The organism is Planctomyces sp. SH-PL62 (genome assembly GCF_001610895.1).
In the GTDB taxonomy this organism is placed as follows: domain Bacteria; phylum Planctomycetota; class Planctomycetia; order Isosphaerales; family Isosphaeraceae; genus Paludisphaera.
On the sequence record NZ_CP011273.1, the window covers coordinates 5079716 to 5096661 of the forward strand.

Consider the following 16946-nt stretch of genomic DNA (forward strand, 5'->3'; position numbering starts at 1 on the left):
GACAGGCCGAAGCGCCCCGACCCCATCGTCCGGGAGGCCCGCCGTGAGTGAGAACCTGTTGCGAGCGATCGCTAGCCTGGCGGAGCGGCTGCTCGCCGAGTCGGAGCGCGACGACGCGTTTCGAGGCGACCTCCGGAACCTGGCGACGGCGATCCTGGCGGCCACCGAAAGGCCCGCGCTCGTCGGGGAAGCCCTCGAAGCCGTCGCCCTCGCCTCGACGGCCCCGGCTGCGCCGGCGGCCCCGGTCGTCGCACCATCCCGGACCGCCGAACCGCTCCCCGAGCTGACGCTGGGACGGACGATACGACAGCCCTCCCCGGCCACTCTCGAAATCCCGACGGCCTACGCCGCGCCGGGGACCTCGGACGACGATCTCGCGGGGATCGAGGTCCGCTGTCGGCTGAAGGCGGAGGGCCTCAGATGGGCGGCGATCCGCGAACGTCAAATCAAGGAGGGTGCGGACTTCGCCGTCGAGATCGCCCCGAGGGACCGCGAGATCCTCGACCGCGCCCGCGACGCGGACTGCTTTCTGTGGATGAACACGCCCGACTTCAGCCTCCCGCTGGACCCTGCCGCTCTCGAAGACGTGGCGAGCTGCTTCGACGCGGTCGCGGACGCCGTCTCGCTGATCCGAGGCATGCTGCCGGACGTCGAAACGAACCGGAGATTCTTCGAGCCCGCCCTCGACCTCCTCGCCGAGGCCCAATCCGCCCTCCGGGTGGCCGCCGAACGGATCGACGGCCGCAACGACCCCGACCAGTTCGCGGCCTATGACTGGCTCCGGGGCGCGGCGGCGCGAGAAAAGATCTACATCCGCCGCTACATGCAACTCGACGACCCGGCCTCGCCGAGCGGCCACGCCCGCGTACAGGCCCGGATCGAGGATCTCGACGCCAGCTTGCAAGACCTCCGGCGGCAGGGCAAGAAGCGAAAGTCGCTCCTCAGCCGGCTCCGCTACCATACCCGCCGGATCGACGCCGACCAGGGCGACGCCCACGACTGGAACAAGATCCTCGCGACGATCGACGAGCTGGTCGACGAAGGGGAACCGACCAGCAGCGTCGAGGTCCGCGAAGCCCTCTTGCCGATCCTGGAGCGAATGCCGGACCTGGACGAAACGTCGCGGGGCCTTCGATTGGTCCTCCGCGAGATCGACCGCTATCTGGCCACGCGGCGGCCGCCCCCGGAGTCCGCCCCCCCGAGCCCCCCAGCCCCGAGGTCGCCGAGGCGGCGCGGCTCCTCGCCGGCAAGGCCGTCGTGCTGATAGGCGGGGACCGTCGGTCCGAGGCGCACGCCTCGCTCCGCTCCGCCCTGAAACTCGCCGAGCTGATCTGGATCGAGACCCGCGAGCACGAGTCTATCGAGCGGTTCGAGCCCTCGATCGCCAGGCCCGACGTCGCCCTGGTGATCCTGGCCATCCGCTGGTCCAGCCACGCCTTCGGCGAGGTGAAATCCTTCTGCGACGAATACGGCAAGCCCCTGCTGAGGCTCCCGGGCGGCTACAACCCGAACCAAGTCGCCCGCCAGATCCTCCAGCAGTGCAGCGATCGACTGCAAGACGGCGAGCAGCCGCCCGCGACTTGATCCGGTCGCGGTGGTCAGGCGGGGTCCCCTTCGTTTATGCTGGATGGGTGGCCCCGCGCGGAATTGGAGAGCGCAGACCGAGTCCTCGCCGTCGAGACGTGCGGCCGGACCCTCCTGCGACCGGCGCGTTCGATCGACACCCGCCGGGAGGCCCCCGGCCCGCAACGCAACCCTTCAGGAAGCCGGAATGTCTGAGAATCAAACCGCATCGGAATCCCCGGAGCCCTCGACGCCGACCCCGCGCACCCGTGCGATCAAGACGCGCTCCATCAACGAGGCCCAGGACGCGATGGTCCCCGTGGCCGTGGATCGGCGGAGCCCGGACAGGCTCGCCCGCGCCCTGGAGCACGCGAGGCTCGCGGCCCGGATCGCCGAGGACAACCGGGCGAAGGACATCCAGCTCCTGGACCTCCGCCAGGTCACCCCCCTGCTCGACTACTTCGTGATCGCCACGGCGACCTCGCGACGGCAGGCCAACGCCATCGCCATCGAGATCGACGCCGAGATGAAGAAGCTCGGCGAGCTCAAGCTCGGCATGGAGGGCTCCGAGGAAGGCGTCTGGATCCTGATCGACTACGGCGACTTCGTCGTCCACGTCTTCTCGGGTGACGGCCGCTCCTACTACGCGCTCGAGGAAATCTGGGGAGACGCCCCCCAGATCCCGCTGCGTGAAGGCGACCCGCCCGTCGCGGCCGGATCGAACGAACGGCCCATACCGGCCCCCGAGCAATCCGAGTCCGAGCTGGAACCCGAGTCCGACCCGGAGCCCGAGTCGACCGAGCCCTCGGCCTGACCGGCCGCCCCCCACGGATCGCGAATCGTACTGGACCTCCTCGCGGACGACGCTCAATGAATGTTCTCAACCGACTGCGGGCCGCCTTCGGCGCCGTCACGCCCGAAGGGGGCGACCCGCAGGTCTTCCGGGGGGCCGTCCGGGCGACGGCCGACCCCAAGTTCGGCGACTACCAGGCCAACGGCTGCATGGCGCTGGCGAAGTCCCTCCAGAAGAACCCCCGCGAGCTGGCCGCGGCCGTTCGCGAGGCCGTCGACCTGGAGCCGACCGCCGGCAAGCCCGAGATCGCCGGGCCCGGATTTCTCAACATCCGCCTGCACGACGAATGGATCGCGGTGCAGCTCGCCGACCTGGCGAACGACCCGGCGATCGGCCTCACGCCGCCCGAGTCCCCTCGCACCGTCGTGGTCGACTTCTCCTCGCCCAACGTCGCCAAGCCGATGCACGTCGGCCACATCCGATCGACGGTGATCGGCGACGCCCTGGCGCGGATCTTCGAGGCCCTGGGCCACAAGGTGGTCCGCGACAACCACCTGGGCGACTGGGGCTCGCAGTTCGGCATGATCCTCTGGGGCTGGAAGACGGCCCGCGACGACTCGGCCTTCGCCGCCGACCCGGTGGCCGAACTGGCCCGCCTCTATCGCCTGGCCCAGTCCCGCATCAAGGCCGGGGACAAGGACGTGGAGGACGCCGCCCGCGCCGAGACCGCCAGGCTCCACGCCGGCGACCCCGAGAACCGCGAACTCTGGACGCGGTTCATGCCCCACTGCCTCAAGGCGCTCCAGACGATCTACGATCGGCTCGGCGTCCGATTCGACGTCGAACTGGGCGAGAGCTTCTACGACCCGATGCTCGCCGAGGTCGTCGCCGACCTTGAGCGGAAGGGGCTCGCCGAGGAGAGCGAAGGGGCGACCGTGGCGTTCGTCGCGGGCATGAAGGCCCCGTTCATCATCCGCAAGCGCGACGGCGCGTACAACTACGGCACGACCGACCTGGCGACGATCCGCTACCGCGCCCAGACTTGGAATCCGGAGCAGATCCTCTACGTCGTCGACCACCGCCAGGGCGACCACTTCAAACAGCTTTTCGACGTCGCACGCCGCTGGGGGTACGACCAGGTCGACCTGGAGCACGTCGCGTTCGGGACGATCCTGGGGGCCGACCGCAAGCCTTTCAAGACCCGCGACGGCGACGTGGTGGGCCTGGAGTCCCTCCTCGACGAGGCCGTCGCCGAGGCCCGCAAGATCGTCGACGCCAACAGCCCGAACCTCGACCCCGAGGAACGCGCCCGGATCGCCGAGATCGTCGGCCTGGGAGCCATCAAGTACGCCGACCTCTCGCAGAATCGGCTGAGCGACTACGTCTTCGACTGGTCGAAGATGCTCGCCATGAACGGCAACACCGCCACCTACCTCCAGTACGCCTACGCCCGCATCCAGAGCATCTTCCGGCGCGGGGAGATCCGCCCCGAGCAGATCCGCGAGCGACGGCCGCCCTTGCTGGTCAGCCACCCCGCCGAACGGGCGCTGGGGATCCTTCTGCTCCGCCTCCCCGAGACCCTGGAACTGGCCGCCCTGGAGCTGAAGCCGAACATCCTGACCGACTATCTTTTCGTCCTGGCCAGCGCCTACAGCACGTTCTTCGAGGAATGCCCCGTGCTGAAGGCCGAGTCGGCCGAGCGGCGAGACAGCCGCCTGGCCCTCAGCGACCTGACGGCTCGGACCCTCCGGTTCGGCCTGGGCCTGCTCGGCATCGACGTCGTCGACCAGATGTGAACCCCGCCCTGCCCCCCCGCGAGACGGAGTCCCGCCCATGCGCCCGATCGGCCGACCGACGCTTGGAACCCTCGTCGTCCTGATGACGACGACCCTCGGCATCCCCGCCCACGGCGACGACGGCGAGGCGGCCCCGCATCGCTCGCCGGTCGCGCTCGCCCTCTCCGCGGACGGGACGCGGCTCCTGACCGCGAACCAGACGGCGGGGACCGTCAGCCTGATCGACACGGCCTCGCGGACGGTGCTCGACGAGACGGTCGTCGGCGACAAGCCGGCGGGGGTGGCCTTCGCCCCCGACGGCCGCCGGGCGATCGTCGCCAACTGGTACGGCTATGACCTCGCCGTGCTGGAGATCGACGGCGACAAGCTCCGCGTCGCCAGCCGGATCGAGGTGGGCCCCGAACCCCGAGGTACGGCGATCGCCGCCGACGGCAAGACCGCCTACGTCGCCGTCGGCGTCGCCGACGAGGTCGCCCGCGTCGACCTGGACGCCCTCCAGGTCACCGGCCGGGTCGGCGTCGGTCGGGAGCCGCGCGGCCTGGCCCTCTCGCCCGACGGCAAGACCCTCGTGGTCGGCAACGCGCGGTCTCAGAACGTGTCGGTGATCGACGTCGACGGCTTCCAGGTGGCGAAGACCGTCGCCATCGAGGGGGAGAACCTGAGACAGCTCTCGATCGCGGCCGACGGCCGGTACGCCTACCTCGCCAACATGAAAGACCGCCAGTTCGCCACGACTCGCAACAACATCGACCAGGGCTGGGTCGTCGGCCAGCGACTGACCCGCATCGACCTGAAAGAGCCCGAGCCCTACGCGACGATCTCGCTCGACGTGCGGGGCAAGGCCGCCGCCGACGCGCACGGCGTCGCCATCAGCCCGGACGGCGCCTTGCTGGTCGTCGGCCTCGGCGGGACGCATGAAATCATGATCTTCCGGGCCGCGCCGAAACGCCTCCCCTGGCGCATCGACGGCTCCCGCGACCTGATCCAGGCCGAATTGCAGAACGACGAGGGGGGCCGCTTTCGGCGCGTCGCCCTCGGCGGACGGCCGACCGAGCTGGCGTTCGCACCCGACGCGAGGACCCTCTACGTCGCAAACTACCTGGACGACTCCGTCCAGGTCGTCGACGCCGAAACCGCGACCCTGGTCGCGACGATCCCCCTGGGGTCCCCCTCGACCCTCTCGCTGGCCCGTCGCGGCGAGATCCTCTTTCACGACGCGACCCGCTCCTTCAACCAGTGGTACAGCTGCAACACCTGCCACAGCGACGGCCACACCAACGGCCTCCACTTCGACACCCTCAACGACGGCCGTCAGGATCTCCGCAACACCCACGAACGCAGCCGCAAGAAATCCCCGACCCTCCGGCGCGTGACCCACACCGCCCCCTGGACCTGGCACGGCTGGCAGACGAGCCTCGAACACGCCACGTCCGAATCGTTCACCAAGAGCATGCAGGGGACGATGCCGACCGACGAGGAAGCCCGCGCGGTCGTCGCCTATCTCGAGACCCTCGACTTCCCTCGGAACCCCTACACCCGCCCGGACGGCTCTCTCACCCCCGAGGCCGAGCGCGGGAAGGCCGTCTTCAAGTCCGCGAAGGCCGCCTGCAACACCTGCCACCGGGGGCCCGAGTTCACCGACGGCAAGATCCACGTCGTCGGCCTTGAAGAGCCCGATGACGCCTACGAGGGCTACAACCCGCCCTCGCTGCGAGGGGCTTACGACAAGTATCCCTACCTGCACGACGCCCGCTCGCCGACCCTTCACGACGCCCTCACCGGCCCCCACAGTCCCGAGATGGTCGGCGGCGAGAGCCTGAGCGAGCAGGAACTCTCCGACCTGATCGCCTTCGTCAAGAGCCTCTGACGCGGTCGGTGCGCCGTTGCCTTCCGGTCGGCGGCGCATCAGAATAAGCCCTCCTCTCACGCGGACGACGGATCCGACAGGCCGCAGAACCCGGGGTGGGCCCCTTGAACCTGACCACGACGCTCCGGGGCGAGCGCTTCGCGTTCGGCGACCTCGCCGAAGTGCTCGCGAAGGCCAACGAGGAGAAGTCCGGCGACCAGCTCGCCGGCCTGGCCGCGCGCACCGAGCGCGAGCGCGTCGCCGCCAAGATCGTCCTCGCCGAGATCACCCTCGGCGAGGTCGTCGACAACCCCGTCATCGACCCGGACGAGGACGAGGTCAGCCGGCTGATCCTCGACCAGCTCGACGCCGAGGCGTTCGCCCCCTTTCGCGGCCTGACGCTGGGGGCCTTCCGCGAATGGGTCCTCGACGACGCCACGACGGGCGCGACGCTCGCGGACGCCCGAGGAGCGATCACGCCCGAGATCGCCGCGGGCGTCGCCAGGCTGATGAGCAACAAGGACCTGGCCGTCGCCGCCGCCAAGATCCGCAACGTCACCCGATGCCGGAACACCCTGGGCGAGCGCGGCGTGCTGGGAATCCGCGTCCAGCCCAATCACCCGAGCGACGACCTCGCGGGCATCCTCCTCTCCGCCGTCGACGGGCTGACCTACGGTTGCGGCGACGCCGTGATCGGCGTCAACCCCGCGACCGAGTCGGTCGACGTCGTCGAAGTGATCCTTCGCGGGCTCGACCGGCTCATCGACGCCTTCGCCATCCCCACCCAGGCCTGCTGCCTGGCGCACATCACCACGCAGCTCGCTTGCCTCGACCGCGGCGCGCCCGTCGACCTCCTCTTCCAGTCGGCCGCCGGCACCGAGGCCGCCAACCGGAGCTTCGGCATCGACCTGGCCCTCTTGCGGGAGGGCCGAGAACGAGTCCTGGAGAGCCACGCCCGCCGCGACGTCCGCTGGGCCGGCTCGCAGGTCATGTACTTCGAGACCGGACAGGGAAGCGCGCTGTCGGCCGGGGCGCACCACGGCGTCGATCAGCTCACGCTGGAGGCCCGCGCGCAAGGGGTCGCCCGCGCCTTCGACCCATTCCTGGTCAACAGCGTCGTCGGCTTCATCGGCCCCGAGTATCTCTTCGACGAACGCCAGATCGTCCGGGCCGGGCTGGAAGACCATTTCGTCGGCAAGCTGCTGGGATTGCCGATGGGGGTCGACGTCTGCTACACGAACCACGCGGAGGCCGACCAGAACTCGGCCGACAACCTGATGCTCCTGCTGGCCGCAGCCGGCTGCAACTTCTTCATGGGCGTCCCCTGCTCCGACGACGTGATGCTCAACTACCAATCTACCAGCTACCATGACTCCCTGGCGGTCCGAGACCTGTTCGGGCTCCGACCCGCTCCCGAGTTCGACGCCTGGCTGGCCGGGCGCGGGCTCGGCCGAGGCACGTCGGCGATCGACCAAGAGCAGGCGAGGAGTCGCGCCATGCGAGGGCTCGAAACGGTGATCTCGGAGACCAGGGGCTTCCATCCATGAACGAGCCGGGAGCGGACCTGACGGCGGAGGACGACGACGCCCGACGCCTGCGCGGGCTCGGATATAAGCAAGAGCTGGCGCGTCGCCTGAACGGGTTCTCGAACTTCGCCATCTCGTTCTCGATCATCTGCATCCTGGCCGGGGGCGTCAGCTCCTTCCACCTGGGCCTTTGCAGCGTCGGCGGCGCGTCGATCGGGCTGGGCTGGCCGCTGGTCGCCCTCTTCTCCCTGGCGGTCGCCGCGACGATGGGCCAGCTCGCCTCCGCGTTCCCCACGGCCGGCGGCCTTTACCACTGGGCGGCGATCCTGGGCGGTCGCGGCTGGGGGTGGGCGACCGCCTGGTTCAACCTCGCGGGACTGGTCACGGTCCTCGCCGCGATCAACGTCGGCACCTATCGCACGGCCGCGACCGCGATGGGATACGGCGGCGGGATGGAGACGTGGCGGGAGCACCTGGCGCAGGTCTTCGTCGTGGTCGCGATCACGGCGTCCCAGGCGGCGATCAACCACCTGGGGATCAGCGTCACGGCCCGGCTCACCGACTTCAGCGGCTACTGGATCCTGGCCGTCTCCGCGCTCCTCGCCGGCGCCCTGCTCGGGTTCGCGCCGACGTTGGACTTCGGCCGTTTGGTCGCGTTCGAGAATTTCGGAGGCGCGGCGGGAGGCGGGGTCTGGCCCGAGACCGGCAGCCTCGCGATGCTGTTCGCGCTGGGGGCGCTCCTGCCCGCGTACACGATCACCGGATTCGACGCCTCGGCCCACGCGTCGGAGGAAACCCTGGACGCGAGCGAGTCGGTGCCGAGGGGGATCGTGCGATCGGTCCTGATCTCGGGGATCGCGGGCTGGGTCCTGCTGTCGGCCGTCGTGCTGGCCGCGCCGAGCGTCTCCGAGGCCGCCGCGAAAGGCGAGGGCGCGTTCCCCTGGATCCTCCACAGCGCGTTTCCGACGTGGCTGGCGTCGGCGTTCGCGGCGGCCATCGTGGTCGCGCAGTACCTCTGCGGACTGGCGACGGTCACATCGACCTCGCGGATGGCCTTCGCCTTCGCCCGCGACGGCGGCCTGCCGTTCTCGGCGGCGATGCGCCGCGTCAGCCCCAGGCGGCGCTCGCCGGCCGTCGCGATCTGGGCGACGTCCGCCGCCGCCGTCCTGTTCACGGTCTACACGCCCGTCTACTCCACCATCACGGCGGTCTGCACCATCCTCCTCTATCTCTCCTACGTCCTGCCGAGCATCCTGGGCGCGCGGGCCTACGGCAAGACCTGGACGATCATGGGCCCCTGGAACCTGGGACGCGGCTTCCGCCCGCTGGCCTGGCTAAGCGCCCTCGGCTGCGCGGGCCTGATCGCGATCGGCATGCAGCCGCCGAACGAGCAGTCGGCGTGGGTGGTCGGAACCATGGTGATCGCCCTGGCGGTCGTATGGTTCGCCGGCGAGCGCAAGCGGTTCCCCGGCCCCCCCGTGCTCCGCGAGATCCACCGGCACGCGATCCACCTTCAAGAGGCCCCGCGATGAGCGACCTCCTCCCCGATCGCCCGGAACCGGATTCCGACGACCTGCTCGCCCGCGTCCGCCTTCGAACTCCCGCGCGAGTCTTGACCGGACGCGCCGGCGGCTCATACAAAACCGCCACCTGGCTTGAACTCCGGGGCGACCACGCGGCGGCTCGCGACGCCGTCCGCGCCGACGTGGACCTGGAGCGCGACTTCGGACGCCCGTTCCTCGACCGCTGGGATCTTTTCGAGGTCGCCACCGCCGCCGGGTCCAAGGCGGAGTATCTCCTCCGGCCCGACCTCGGCCGCTCACTCCGTCCCGAGGCCCGCGCCGAGGTCGCGGCCCGCCGCGCCATCGGCGCCGATCTCCAGATCGTCCTGGGCGACGGCCTCTCCGCGGCGGCCCTGATCGCGCAGACTCCGGGCCTCCTGCCCCGTCTCGCCGAGGAGTCGAGCACGGCCAGGCTCGGCCTGGGCCTTCCGTTCTTCGTGCGTCACTGCCGGGTCGGAGTCATGAACGACGTCGGCGACCTGCTCGATCCGGCGGTCGTCATACTCCTGATCGGCGAGCGCCCGGGGCTGGCCACGGCCGAGAGCCTCTCGGCTTACCTGGCCTTCCGCCCGCGATCGGGCCACGACGACTCGCGCCGGAACCTCATCTCCAACATCCACGCTCGCGGCATCCCCATCGACCAGGCCGCCGCCCGGATCGTCGATCTGGCCCGTCGGATGATCGCCGGGCGCGTCAGCGGCGTCGCGATCAAGGAGACCTGGTCGCCGTCCCTTTCAGGCCCCGCGAAGCGCTCGATCGAGCCGTCCTGACCCACGTGTCCGCGAGCCGAACGTCTAACCGAGCCGATCCAGCCAGCCGCGTTCCTGCGCATCGAGCTGGGCGAGGCACTCGTCCGAGGTCTCGGCGGTCGCCAGCACGCTGAGGATCGGCTCGCCGGGCTCGATCCTCGTCCCTTCTTGGGGGACGTCGGCGATCGGGGGCGTCGCGAAGGGAGCGTCGACCGACCAGCGGGGAACCTCCACCTTCGGGAACCTGACCGGGCACCGGGCGTAGACGACCCGCTTGCCGACGACCGGCGCCCGACGACTCGGTCCGAGCTCTTCGACGAGTTCGCCCTCCACGCACGCGCGGACGTGGTCCCGAAGCAGGACGCGGCCCGACGACAGCTCGAACAACTCGACTGACGCCGTGTAGCGAGGGTTCACCTCGACGACCCACGGTCGACCGGCGTTCAGGATGAAATCGACGCCGAACAGGCCGACGAGCCCGAAGGCGCCGGCGAGAGCCTCGCCGATGCGGCCGAGTTCCGCGTCCGTCGCCTCGCTCAACCCCCAGGGCGCAATCCCGCCGCGATAGAGGAATGGCGCGTCCGGCGCCCCCAGGAACTGCCTGGCCGCGCCGATCAGACGGGCTCGCCCCGAGGCCGCGATGAAAAGGCCCGAGAAGGTCGGGCCTTCGAGGAATTCCTGGAAATCGTGGGCGTCGTCGGGCGCGTCCCTCCCCGGCTCCGCCCAGGCGACGCCCAGCCCGCCGGCCCTGACGCGAGACTTCCTGAGCCATCGGCCCGACGCCGACGCCTCCGAGAGGTCGCGGCGCAAAGCCGGCGACGGCAGGCCCTCCCCGCGCAGCACGTCGGACACCTGCCACGGATCACGGACCCGTCGGAGAACCTCGGGACCGTTCCCGAGCCGCCGGCCGACTCGCGAGAGCCGCTCGACGAGGTCGGGCCGGGCCTCCATCGAGCCGGTGAACATCCACGACTCGCAGCCGAGCGAATCCGCCAGCCGCTCCAACCCGTCGGCGTCGCGATCGGGATCGAATCGGACGACCGGCGCGTGGTCTGCCAGGTCGGCGTCGGCGAAGAGGTCGAGGCAGCGAGGGCGGAATCCGGCTCGAATCGCCGAGAAGGCCGCGGCGCGGGTGCTTGCGCCGACGATCAGGATTTCCTCGATTTCGGACATGAAAAAACCCCGCCCCGATCGTGCCGGGGCGAGGCTCCTGTTGCTTCGCGGTCAGGACCGATGGAACATCAGTCGGCCTTGGTGATCTTCTCGGTCGGGGTGAGGACGTGCTTGCCGTCCTTCTCGACGCAGGTCCCGGTGACCTTCACCTTGACCGGCTTGTCCTTCTTGGCGGTGCAGATGCCGAGGCCCTGGTGCGCGTCCTTGAAGAATTCGTTCTTCTCGAGGTAGTAGGAGGTCTTCTTGCCGTCCTTCTCGACGAGGACGACGTTCTGGCACTCCTTGGTCTCGCCCAGGGCGCACTTGCCGCAAAGGCCGTCGCCCTCGATCGTGACCTTCTTGCCGTCGTCGGCGAGGGCCGCGCCCAGGCTCATCGTCAGAATGCCGCAGACAGCGAGCGTCAAGAGCTTGCGCATCATTCTCTCCGTCGTTTGAAGTTTCGGCCAGACCAGGAGCGGGGCGGGCCTCGTGGAGCGTTTTCACGATAACGACCGACCGCACCTGCTCGACAAGTATTCAACCAGCTTGCGCGAAAGGAAACAATCGAGATCCTTCGATTCCGGCCGGACTCGCGGGGGTTGCCGGGCGGGGGGCGGCCGTCTATCATGCGAGTCTCACTCGCGCGCCCCACAGTCGAGGCCCGCGAAGTCCGAACGCGCGCGGCGGCCCGCCCTCGATCCCCGCGCGGCAATTTCCCCAGGGAGTGCGAACGAGATGGCCGGCGAAATTCTCATGAACATCGGTGAGGCCCTTGTGGGCGAAGGCAACGAAATCGCCCATATCGACCTCCTCATCGGCAAGAAGGACGGCCCGGTCGGCCTCGCCTTCGCGAACGCCCTGGCGAACCAGTCGGCGGGCCACACCAACCTGCTGGCCGTCCTCACGCCCAACCTGATCGCCAAGCCCGCGACCGTCATGGTCACCAAGGTGACGATCAAGGGGATGAAGCAGGCCGTGCAGATGTTCGGCCCCGCGCAGTCGGCCGTCGCCAAGGCCGTCGCCGACAGCGTCGCCGAAGGCGTCATCCCCGCCTCCGCGGCCGACGACCTCGTGATCGTCTGTGGCGTGTTCATCCACCCCGAGGCCGAGGACAACGCCAAGATCCTCAAGTTCAACTACGAGGCCACCAAGCTCGCCATCGCCTCGGCGATGAAGAACGAGCCGTCGATCTCCCAGATCACGGCCAAGAAGGACTCGGTCGAGCACCCGTTCGCCAAGTGACCTCCCGGTCAGAGACGCCGGCCGCGATCCTTCGCGCCGGCGTCTCCCCCTTTCCGCCCGCCCAAGCCTACGCCTGCGCCCACGCGCCGGGGGCCGCCATGCCTGACGACAAAGCCTCGATCCTGATCCAGCTCGACGTCGACCCTCAGCCGAGCGTGTTCGACGCCGTGGTCGCCGTGGACGCCCGGGTGGACCACCTGTTCCGGCACGGCGACGTGACGCCCGAGAACGTCCAGGACCTCGTCTACGGAGCCCTGTTCACGCGAGGCCCGTCGGACCTGCACCGGACCGCGCTGTTCGTCGGCGGGTCCGACGTGGCGAAGGCCGAGGCCGTGCTCGAAGCGATCAAGAAGACGTTCTTCGGCGCGTTCCGCGTCTCCGTCCTGTTCGACGCCAACGGCTCCAACACGACGGCCGCCGCCGCCGTCCTGGCCGCGCGGTCGAGCCTCGGCGGCTCCCTCGAAGGAGCCCGCGCCGTCGTGCTCGCCGCGACCGGCCCCGTCGGCCAGCGCGTCGCACGGCTCCTGGGCCGTCAGGGTGCGACGGTCGCCGTCGGCTCACGCGACGCGAACCGATCGGGCAAGCTGGCCGAACGCCTCGCCGCGACGACCGGCGCCCGCTACGACGCCTTCAGCAACGCCGACCCCGACGACCTCTCCCGCACCCTTGAATCCGCCGCCCTGATCGTCGCCGCCGGCCCCGAGGGGGCGCGACTTCTGTCGGCCCCGCAATGGCAAGGGCTGGGCAGGCTGCGCGTCGTCGTCGACCTCAACGCCGTCCCCCCGTCGGGCGTCGAGGGAGTCGAGCCGACCGACAAGAACGTGGACAAGGGCGGCGTCCGCGCCTGGGGCGCGCTCGGCGTCGGCGGCCTCAAGATGAAGATCCACAAGCGGGCGGTCCAGGAACTCTTCGGCTCCAACGACAAGGTCCTCGACGCCGAGGAAGTCCTGGAACTGGGGCGCGACCTCGCCTGACGGCCGCGCCCCGCACCACGTCGTCAAGGCTTCAGGACGCCCGGGATCGAGCCCTTCGTTCCCGTCTTGATGCGACCGATGTACATATCCGAGGCGATGTAGAGCACGCTGCCGTCCTCGCCCCACGCGCAGTTGCCGCAGGCCTCGCCGGTCGCGAGGGTCCCCAGGTGCTTGCCGTCGGGCGCGAAGACCAGCACGCCCCCCGGCCCGGTCGCGAAGACGTTGCCGGCCGCGTCGACCTTCAGGCCGTCCGGCAAACCCTTGCGGGCGGGGACCAGCGACGTGACGTCCGCGAACACCCGACCCGCTCCCAGCGTCCCGTCGTCGGCCACGGGGTAGGCCATCCAGACCGCCTTCGCGGGGTCCGAGACGGCCACGTACAGCGTCTTCTCGTCGGGCGAGAACGCCAGGCCGTTCGGAAAGGTCAGCTCGCTCGTCAGGAGCGTCAGCGCGCCGTCCGGGCTCAGGCGGTAGACGCCGTTGAAGCTCAGCTCCTTCCCCTGGTCGCGGTTCGGGCCCAGCAGGCCGTAGGGCGGGTCGGTGAAGTAGTAATCGCCGTTGGATTTGAAAACGCCGTCGTTGGGGCTGTTGAGCCGCTTTCCCTCGTAGCGGTCGGCGAGGGTCGTGAACGTGCCGTCGGCCTCAAGCCGGGCGATCCGACGGTCGCCGTGCTGGCACAGGACGAGCCGGCCCTGGGGGTCGAAGGTCAGCCCGTTCGAGCCGGGCTCGCCCCCTCGGGCGATGGTCCCGGTATATCCGCTCGGCTTGAGGAAGGGGCTCGCCCCTTTCTCCTTCGTCCACTGGTGGACGACGTTCTCCGGCACGTCCGAGAAGAGAAGCCGAGCGCCGGCGGCGTCCCAGACGGTCCCTTCCGACCAGTCGTACCCCTCGGCGATCCGCTCGACCCGGGCGCCGGGCGGGATCAGCTTGTCGAAGGCCGGGTCGACGCGTTCGATGGTTCCCAAGGTCGGCGGCTCCTGGGCGCTTGCGACGACCGGCGCGAGGAGGGCGGCCGAACCGACCAGGAGCCCGGCGCACGTCTCGCCTACTCGCCCCGTGAAACGGCGATTTTTCTTCATATGCAGACTACTCCCTGGAGACACGGCTGTCGCGGATCGTCCCGCGTCCCGAAGGTATCCGATCGCCGCGGCCCCCGCAACGCGGCGGCCCCCCGCGCTCAACGGCGTTCTCGCGACCGGTCGACGCTCCTCGGGTCGTCGCGATCGGTCCTCCAGGGGGGGTGGGGGAAGTGGACGACGAAGTCGCCGTTGTAGGAGGCCGCCGCCTCGTGGAAGACGATCCGGCCGATCGGCCTCCAGTCGCGGACCTTCACACGTTGCACGAGCAGGCCCCTCGAATAGCCGTCGTCCGAGACTGCCACCTCGAACGTCAGGGTCCGGCGAGGTCGCGGGTCCCCCGGATCGTAGATCTGGTCCAGGATCTCGTCCCGGAAGTCGAGATCCTTCCCCGGCGTCGCCCGCGCGTCGCCGACGACCCGAAGCCGCAGGAACGACGGCGATCGCGTCGGCTCGCCTTCGGGCTTCCCCAACTCGGCGATCTCGTAGAGCTGGCGCATGGTGGGCATGGGATTGGCGCGCCCGAAGGCCACGCCCGACAGGAGCAGGACCGGGAGGGCGGCCCCCCGCCGCCAGGGGGTCGTGTCGGGCGCATTTCGGAGGATCGCGTCCTTGACGAACTTGGTCTTCTCGCCCCCCAGGTCTTGCTGCGTGAAGAAATTCGCGGTCCGCGTCGGCTCGAGATGGTCCGGGTCGATCGTGGGGTAGATCTTGCCGACGAGGGAGAGCGAGCGATACCGCCCGCGCCGCGTCTCCGTGCAGCAGGTCGAGTAGCGGCCGACGATCAGCCCTCGGGCTCCCGGCCGGAAGTAGCCGGTGTAGGGCGAGCCCTCGTACGCCTCGTCGATCTCCCAACTCCCGAAAAGGCAGACGCCGTTGGGGTGGAGGAGCCGCCGAAACCCCCGGCCGTCGGCCCCCCACCGCATGTCGGCGCGGGTGCCGACGGTCCGCCGCGCAGCCTGGAGGAGCTTCCAGCGCGGGCCGAACGGCAAGATCCCCCGCAGCGTACGCGCAAGCGTGACCTCATAGACGGGCAACGGCGTCCCTTCCCCCCACGTCCGGTAGTACGTGTTGGCGAAGATCGCTTCCCGCACCTCCGCGAAGCGAGAGAGTCCGCCGGCCTCGTCGGCCGAGGTCGCGCCTTGCGGGCCGTCATGGTCCCGATCGAAGTTCATGGGGTCGGCTCGCAAAGGAGGCCGCGGGGTCGAGGCGTCAGAGGACGTAGCGTCGACGCAGCTTGCGGCGGTGATAGAAGTACGCGACGGCCCAGTTCTCCAGGGCGAGCAAGGCGACCAGCCCCACGACGATGCCGACGAGCTTCGCCTTGTTCCACGGGTTCAGGGTCGGAGGCGGAGTCGGGGCCCGGTCCGGCCAGGGCGCCGCGAGATAGGGGAACGTCTTGAGGAAGTCCTTGTCGTTCGTCGTGGCGCGGGGCCAGCCCCCCACATGGTGCGAGAGTTCCAGCAGCAACGTGTCGCCGTGCTGCGCCAGGAGCGGCGCGACGTCGTCGGTGAGCAGCCGACCGTTCGGGAAGCCGACGGGGAACCGAGTGGTGAAGACCATCACGTCGGGGACGAAATCCCAGCGCCGATAGGCGAACATCGACTGGAAATTGAATCTGAGGGCGATGTCCCTGGCGAGGCTGGGGTGCTCATGCTCTTCGATGATCGCCTCGACGTGCTCGCGCGGCGGAAGGGTGTTCAGGAGCTCGAAACGGGGGTTCTGGGTGCGGAGCGAGCGGCCGACGTGGTCGATCTGCCGCGAGCCGCTGTGCGAGGTCCCCCAGACGATCCAGTCCTTCGTCCCCTCCTTGAAGGCGGACATGGGGATGCTCATCACCATGGCGATGACGTTGGTCTGGAAGAACGCGGGGAAGATGAAGGGGTCGTCGCGGACGCCCGCCCAGGCGGTGATCCGGTCCGGGTCGACCTTGAGATCCTCGAGGTCCTCGACGAGTCGAACGTCCTTGTCGCTCGCGTTCAACAGCCCCTTCACGACGCGAAACTCGCGCAGGGAGGCGTCGTTCTTGAGCTTGAACTCGACGAGGACGTCGTCCTCGATGGTGTTCGAAACCGGGATCCGGCCCCCGTAGCGGAGGCGCGCCTCGGCGCCCGTCGGCCGGGACACCTTGGGCTTCGAGGCCGATTCGGAGAACATGTAGCCCTCGCCCGCGGCGGTGGGCGTCGGGGCGTCCCCCGGCGTGTCGTCGAAGTCGATGGACGTATGTTTGTCTATATGGACTCGATACGTGTAGGGCTCCAGCCGGAGTTTTCCGGTCTCGGTCAGGGCGCGGCGGACGCAGAGGATGACGATCAGGTTCTTGATCTGCGATCGCTCCTCGTCGCTCAGGGCCCGGCGAGGCTTGAGGTCGGGCTTCGCCAGCGAGACGTCGTCGGTCCGCTCGAAGGGGAACGCCGGGGAGCCGTCGGCGAGCACGGGGAAGACGAACAGGTCGGTGATCCCCCCTTCCAGACGCTCCCGATTGAACGGGTCGATCGGATCGGCGTGATCCGATGCGAAAGCGCGCGGCGGGGGCGCGACGACGACCGCCGCGACCGCCAGCACCAGGGCGAATGCGAAGGCGGGTCCAACCGGAATCGTCCGGCTCCTGGTGGGGGGGACGGGGTGACGGATGGCGGCTCGATTCATGGGTTCCTCGAATCGTCG

At 69.6% G+C, this 16946-nt stretch carries 15 protein-coding genes; 10 read left to right on the top strand and 5 right to left on the bottom strand.

The window, feature by feature from the left end; genetic code table 11:
- Window positions 1-43 precede the first annotated feature (43 nt).
- The 8 genes from VT85_RS19635 (at window position 44) to eutC (ending at window position 9856) form a co-directional block, all read left to right on the top strand.
- On the top strand, window positions 44-1264 hold the full coding sequence (locus VT85_RS19635) for a hypothetical protein (RefSeq protein ID WP_068419233.1): 1221 nt from the start codon (window positions 44-46) through the stop codon (window positions 1262-1264).
- A complete protein-coding gene (locus VT85_RS19640) occupies window positions 1258-1584 on the top strand; it encodes a hypothetical protein (protein ID WP_068419236.1) in 327 nt (108 codons plus the stop codon). Before VT85_RS19635 ends, VT85_RS19640 begins: the two co-directional genes overlap by 7 nt.
- 187 nt (window positions 1585-1771) lie before the next feature.
- Window positions 1772-2377: a ribosome silencing factor gene (gene rsfS, locus VT85_RS26955; RefSeq protein WP_082858746.1), complete on the top strand. Its 606-nt coding sequence runs from the start codon at window positions 1772-1774 to the stop codon at window positions 2375-2377.
- Between the two features lie 56 nt (window positions 2378-2433).
- Entirely contained in the window at window positions 2434-4152 is a 1719-nt protein-coding gene (gene argS / locus VT85_RS19650) for an arginine--tRNA ligase (protein WP_068419241.1), read from the top strand.
- 37 nt (window positions 4153-4189) lie between these two features.
- Window positions 4190-6019 (top strand): beta-propeller fold lactonase family protein, encoded by a 1830-nt coding sequence (locus VT85_RS19655; RefSeq protein ID WP_068419244.1) that lies wholly within the window; start codon window positions 4190-4192, stop codon window positions 6017-6019.
- Window positions 6020-6123: 104 nt separating this feature from the next.
- On the top strand, window positions 6124-7545 hold the full coding sequence (locus VT85_RS19660) for an ethanolamine ammonia-lyase subunit EutB (RefSeq protein ID WP_082858747.1): 1422 nt from the start codon (window positions 6124-6126) through the stop codon (window positions 7543-7545).
- A complete protein-coding gene (locus tag VT85_RS19665) occupies window positions 7542-9056 on the top strand; it encodes an amino acid permease (protein ID WP_068419248.1) in 1515 nt (504 codons plus the stop codon). Before VT85_RS19660 ends, VT85_RS19665 begins: the two co-directional genes overlap by 4 nt.
- Window positions 9053-9856 carry an ethanolamine ammonia-lyase subunit EutC gene (gene eutC / locus VT85_RS19670; protein WP_068419251.1) on the top strand — a complete coding sequence of 268 codons (804 nt, stop codon included), beginning with the start codon at window positions 9053-9055 and terminating at the stop codon, window positions 9854-9856. The genes VT85_RS19665 and eutC overlap by 4 nt, the downstream gene beginning before the upstream one ends.
- A gap of 24 nt (window positions 9857-9880) precedes the next feature.
- Here eutC and VT85_RS19675 read toward each other — a convergent pair whose 3' ends face one another.
- The gene (locus VT85_RS19675; protein WP_068419253.1) at window positions 9881-11008 is read right to left on the bottom strand and encodes an ATP-grasp domain-containing protein; all 1128 of its coding nucleotides are present in this window, start codon (window positions 11006-11008) and stop codon (window positions 9881-9883) included.
- 68 nt (window positions 11009-11076) lie between these two features.
- A complete protein-coding gene (locus VT85_RS19680; protein ID WP_197490892.1) occupies window positions 11077-11427 on the bottom strand; it encodes a DUF6370 family protein in 351 nt (116 codons plus the stop codon).
- Window positions 11428-11734: 307 nt separating this feature from the next.
- On the opposite strand from VT85_RS19680, the gene fae reads away from it, so the two are divergent.
- Window positions 11735-12229 (top strand): formaldehyde-activating enzyme, encoded by a 495-nt coding sequence (gene fae, locus VT85_RS19685; protein ID WP_409999954.1) that lies wholly within the window; start codon window positions 11735-11737, stop codon window positions 12227-12229.
- Window positions 12230-12327: 98 nt separating this feature from the next.
- Window positions 12328-13203, top strand: coding sequence for an NAD(P)-dependent methylenetetrahydromethanopterin dehydrogenase (locus tag VT85_RS19690; RefSeq protein WP_068422352.1), 876 nt, complete (start codon window positions 12328-12330; stop codon window positions 13201-13203).
- Window positions 13204-13226: 23 nt separating this feature from the next.
- Here VT85_RS19690 and VT85_RS19695 read toward each other — a convergent pair whose 3' ends face one another.
- From VT85_RS19695 to VT85_RS19705, 3 genes are all read right to left on the bottom strand, one after another.
- Window positions 13227-14168 (bottom strand): SMP-30/gluconolactonase/LRE family protein, encoded by a 942-nt coding sequence (locus VT85_RS19695; RefSeq protein WP_231871415.1) that lies wholly within the window; start codon window positions 14166-14168, stop codon window positions 13227-13229.
- Window positions 14169-14380: 212 nt separating this feature from the next.
- Window positions 14381-15454 carry a hypothetical protein gene (locus VT85_RS19700; RefSeq protein WP_068419259.1) on the bottom strand — a complete coding sequence of 358 codons (1074 nt, stop codon included), beginning with the start codon at window positions 15452-15454 and terminating at the stop codon, window positions 14381-14383.
- Window positions 15455-15491: 37 nt separating this feature from the next.
- Window positions 15492-16928 (bottom strand): hypothetical protein, encoded by a 1437-nt coding sequence (locus tag VT85_RS19705; protein ID WP_068419267.1) that lies wholly within the window; start codon window positions 16926-16928, stop codon window positions 15492-15494.
- Window positions 16929-16946 lie beyond the last annotated feature (18 nt).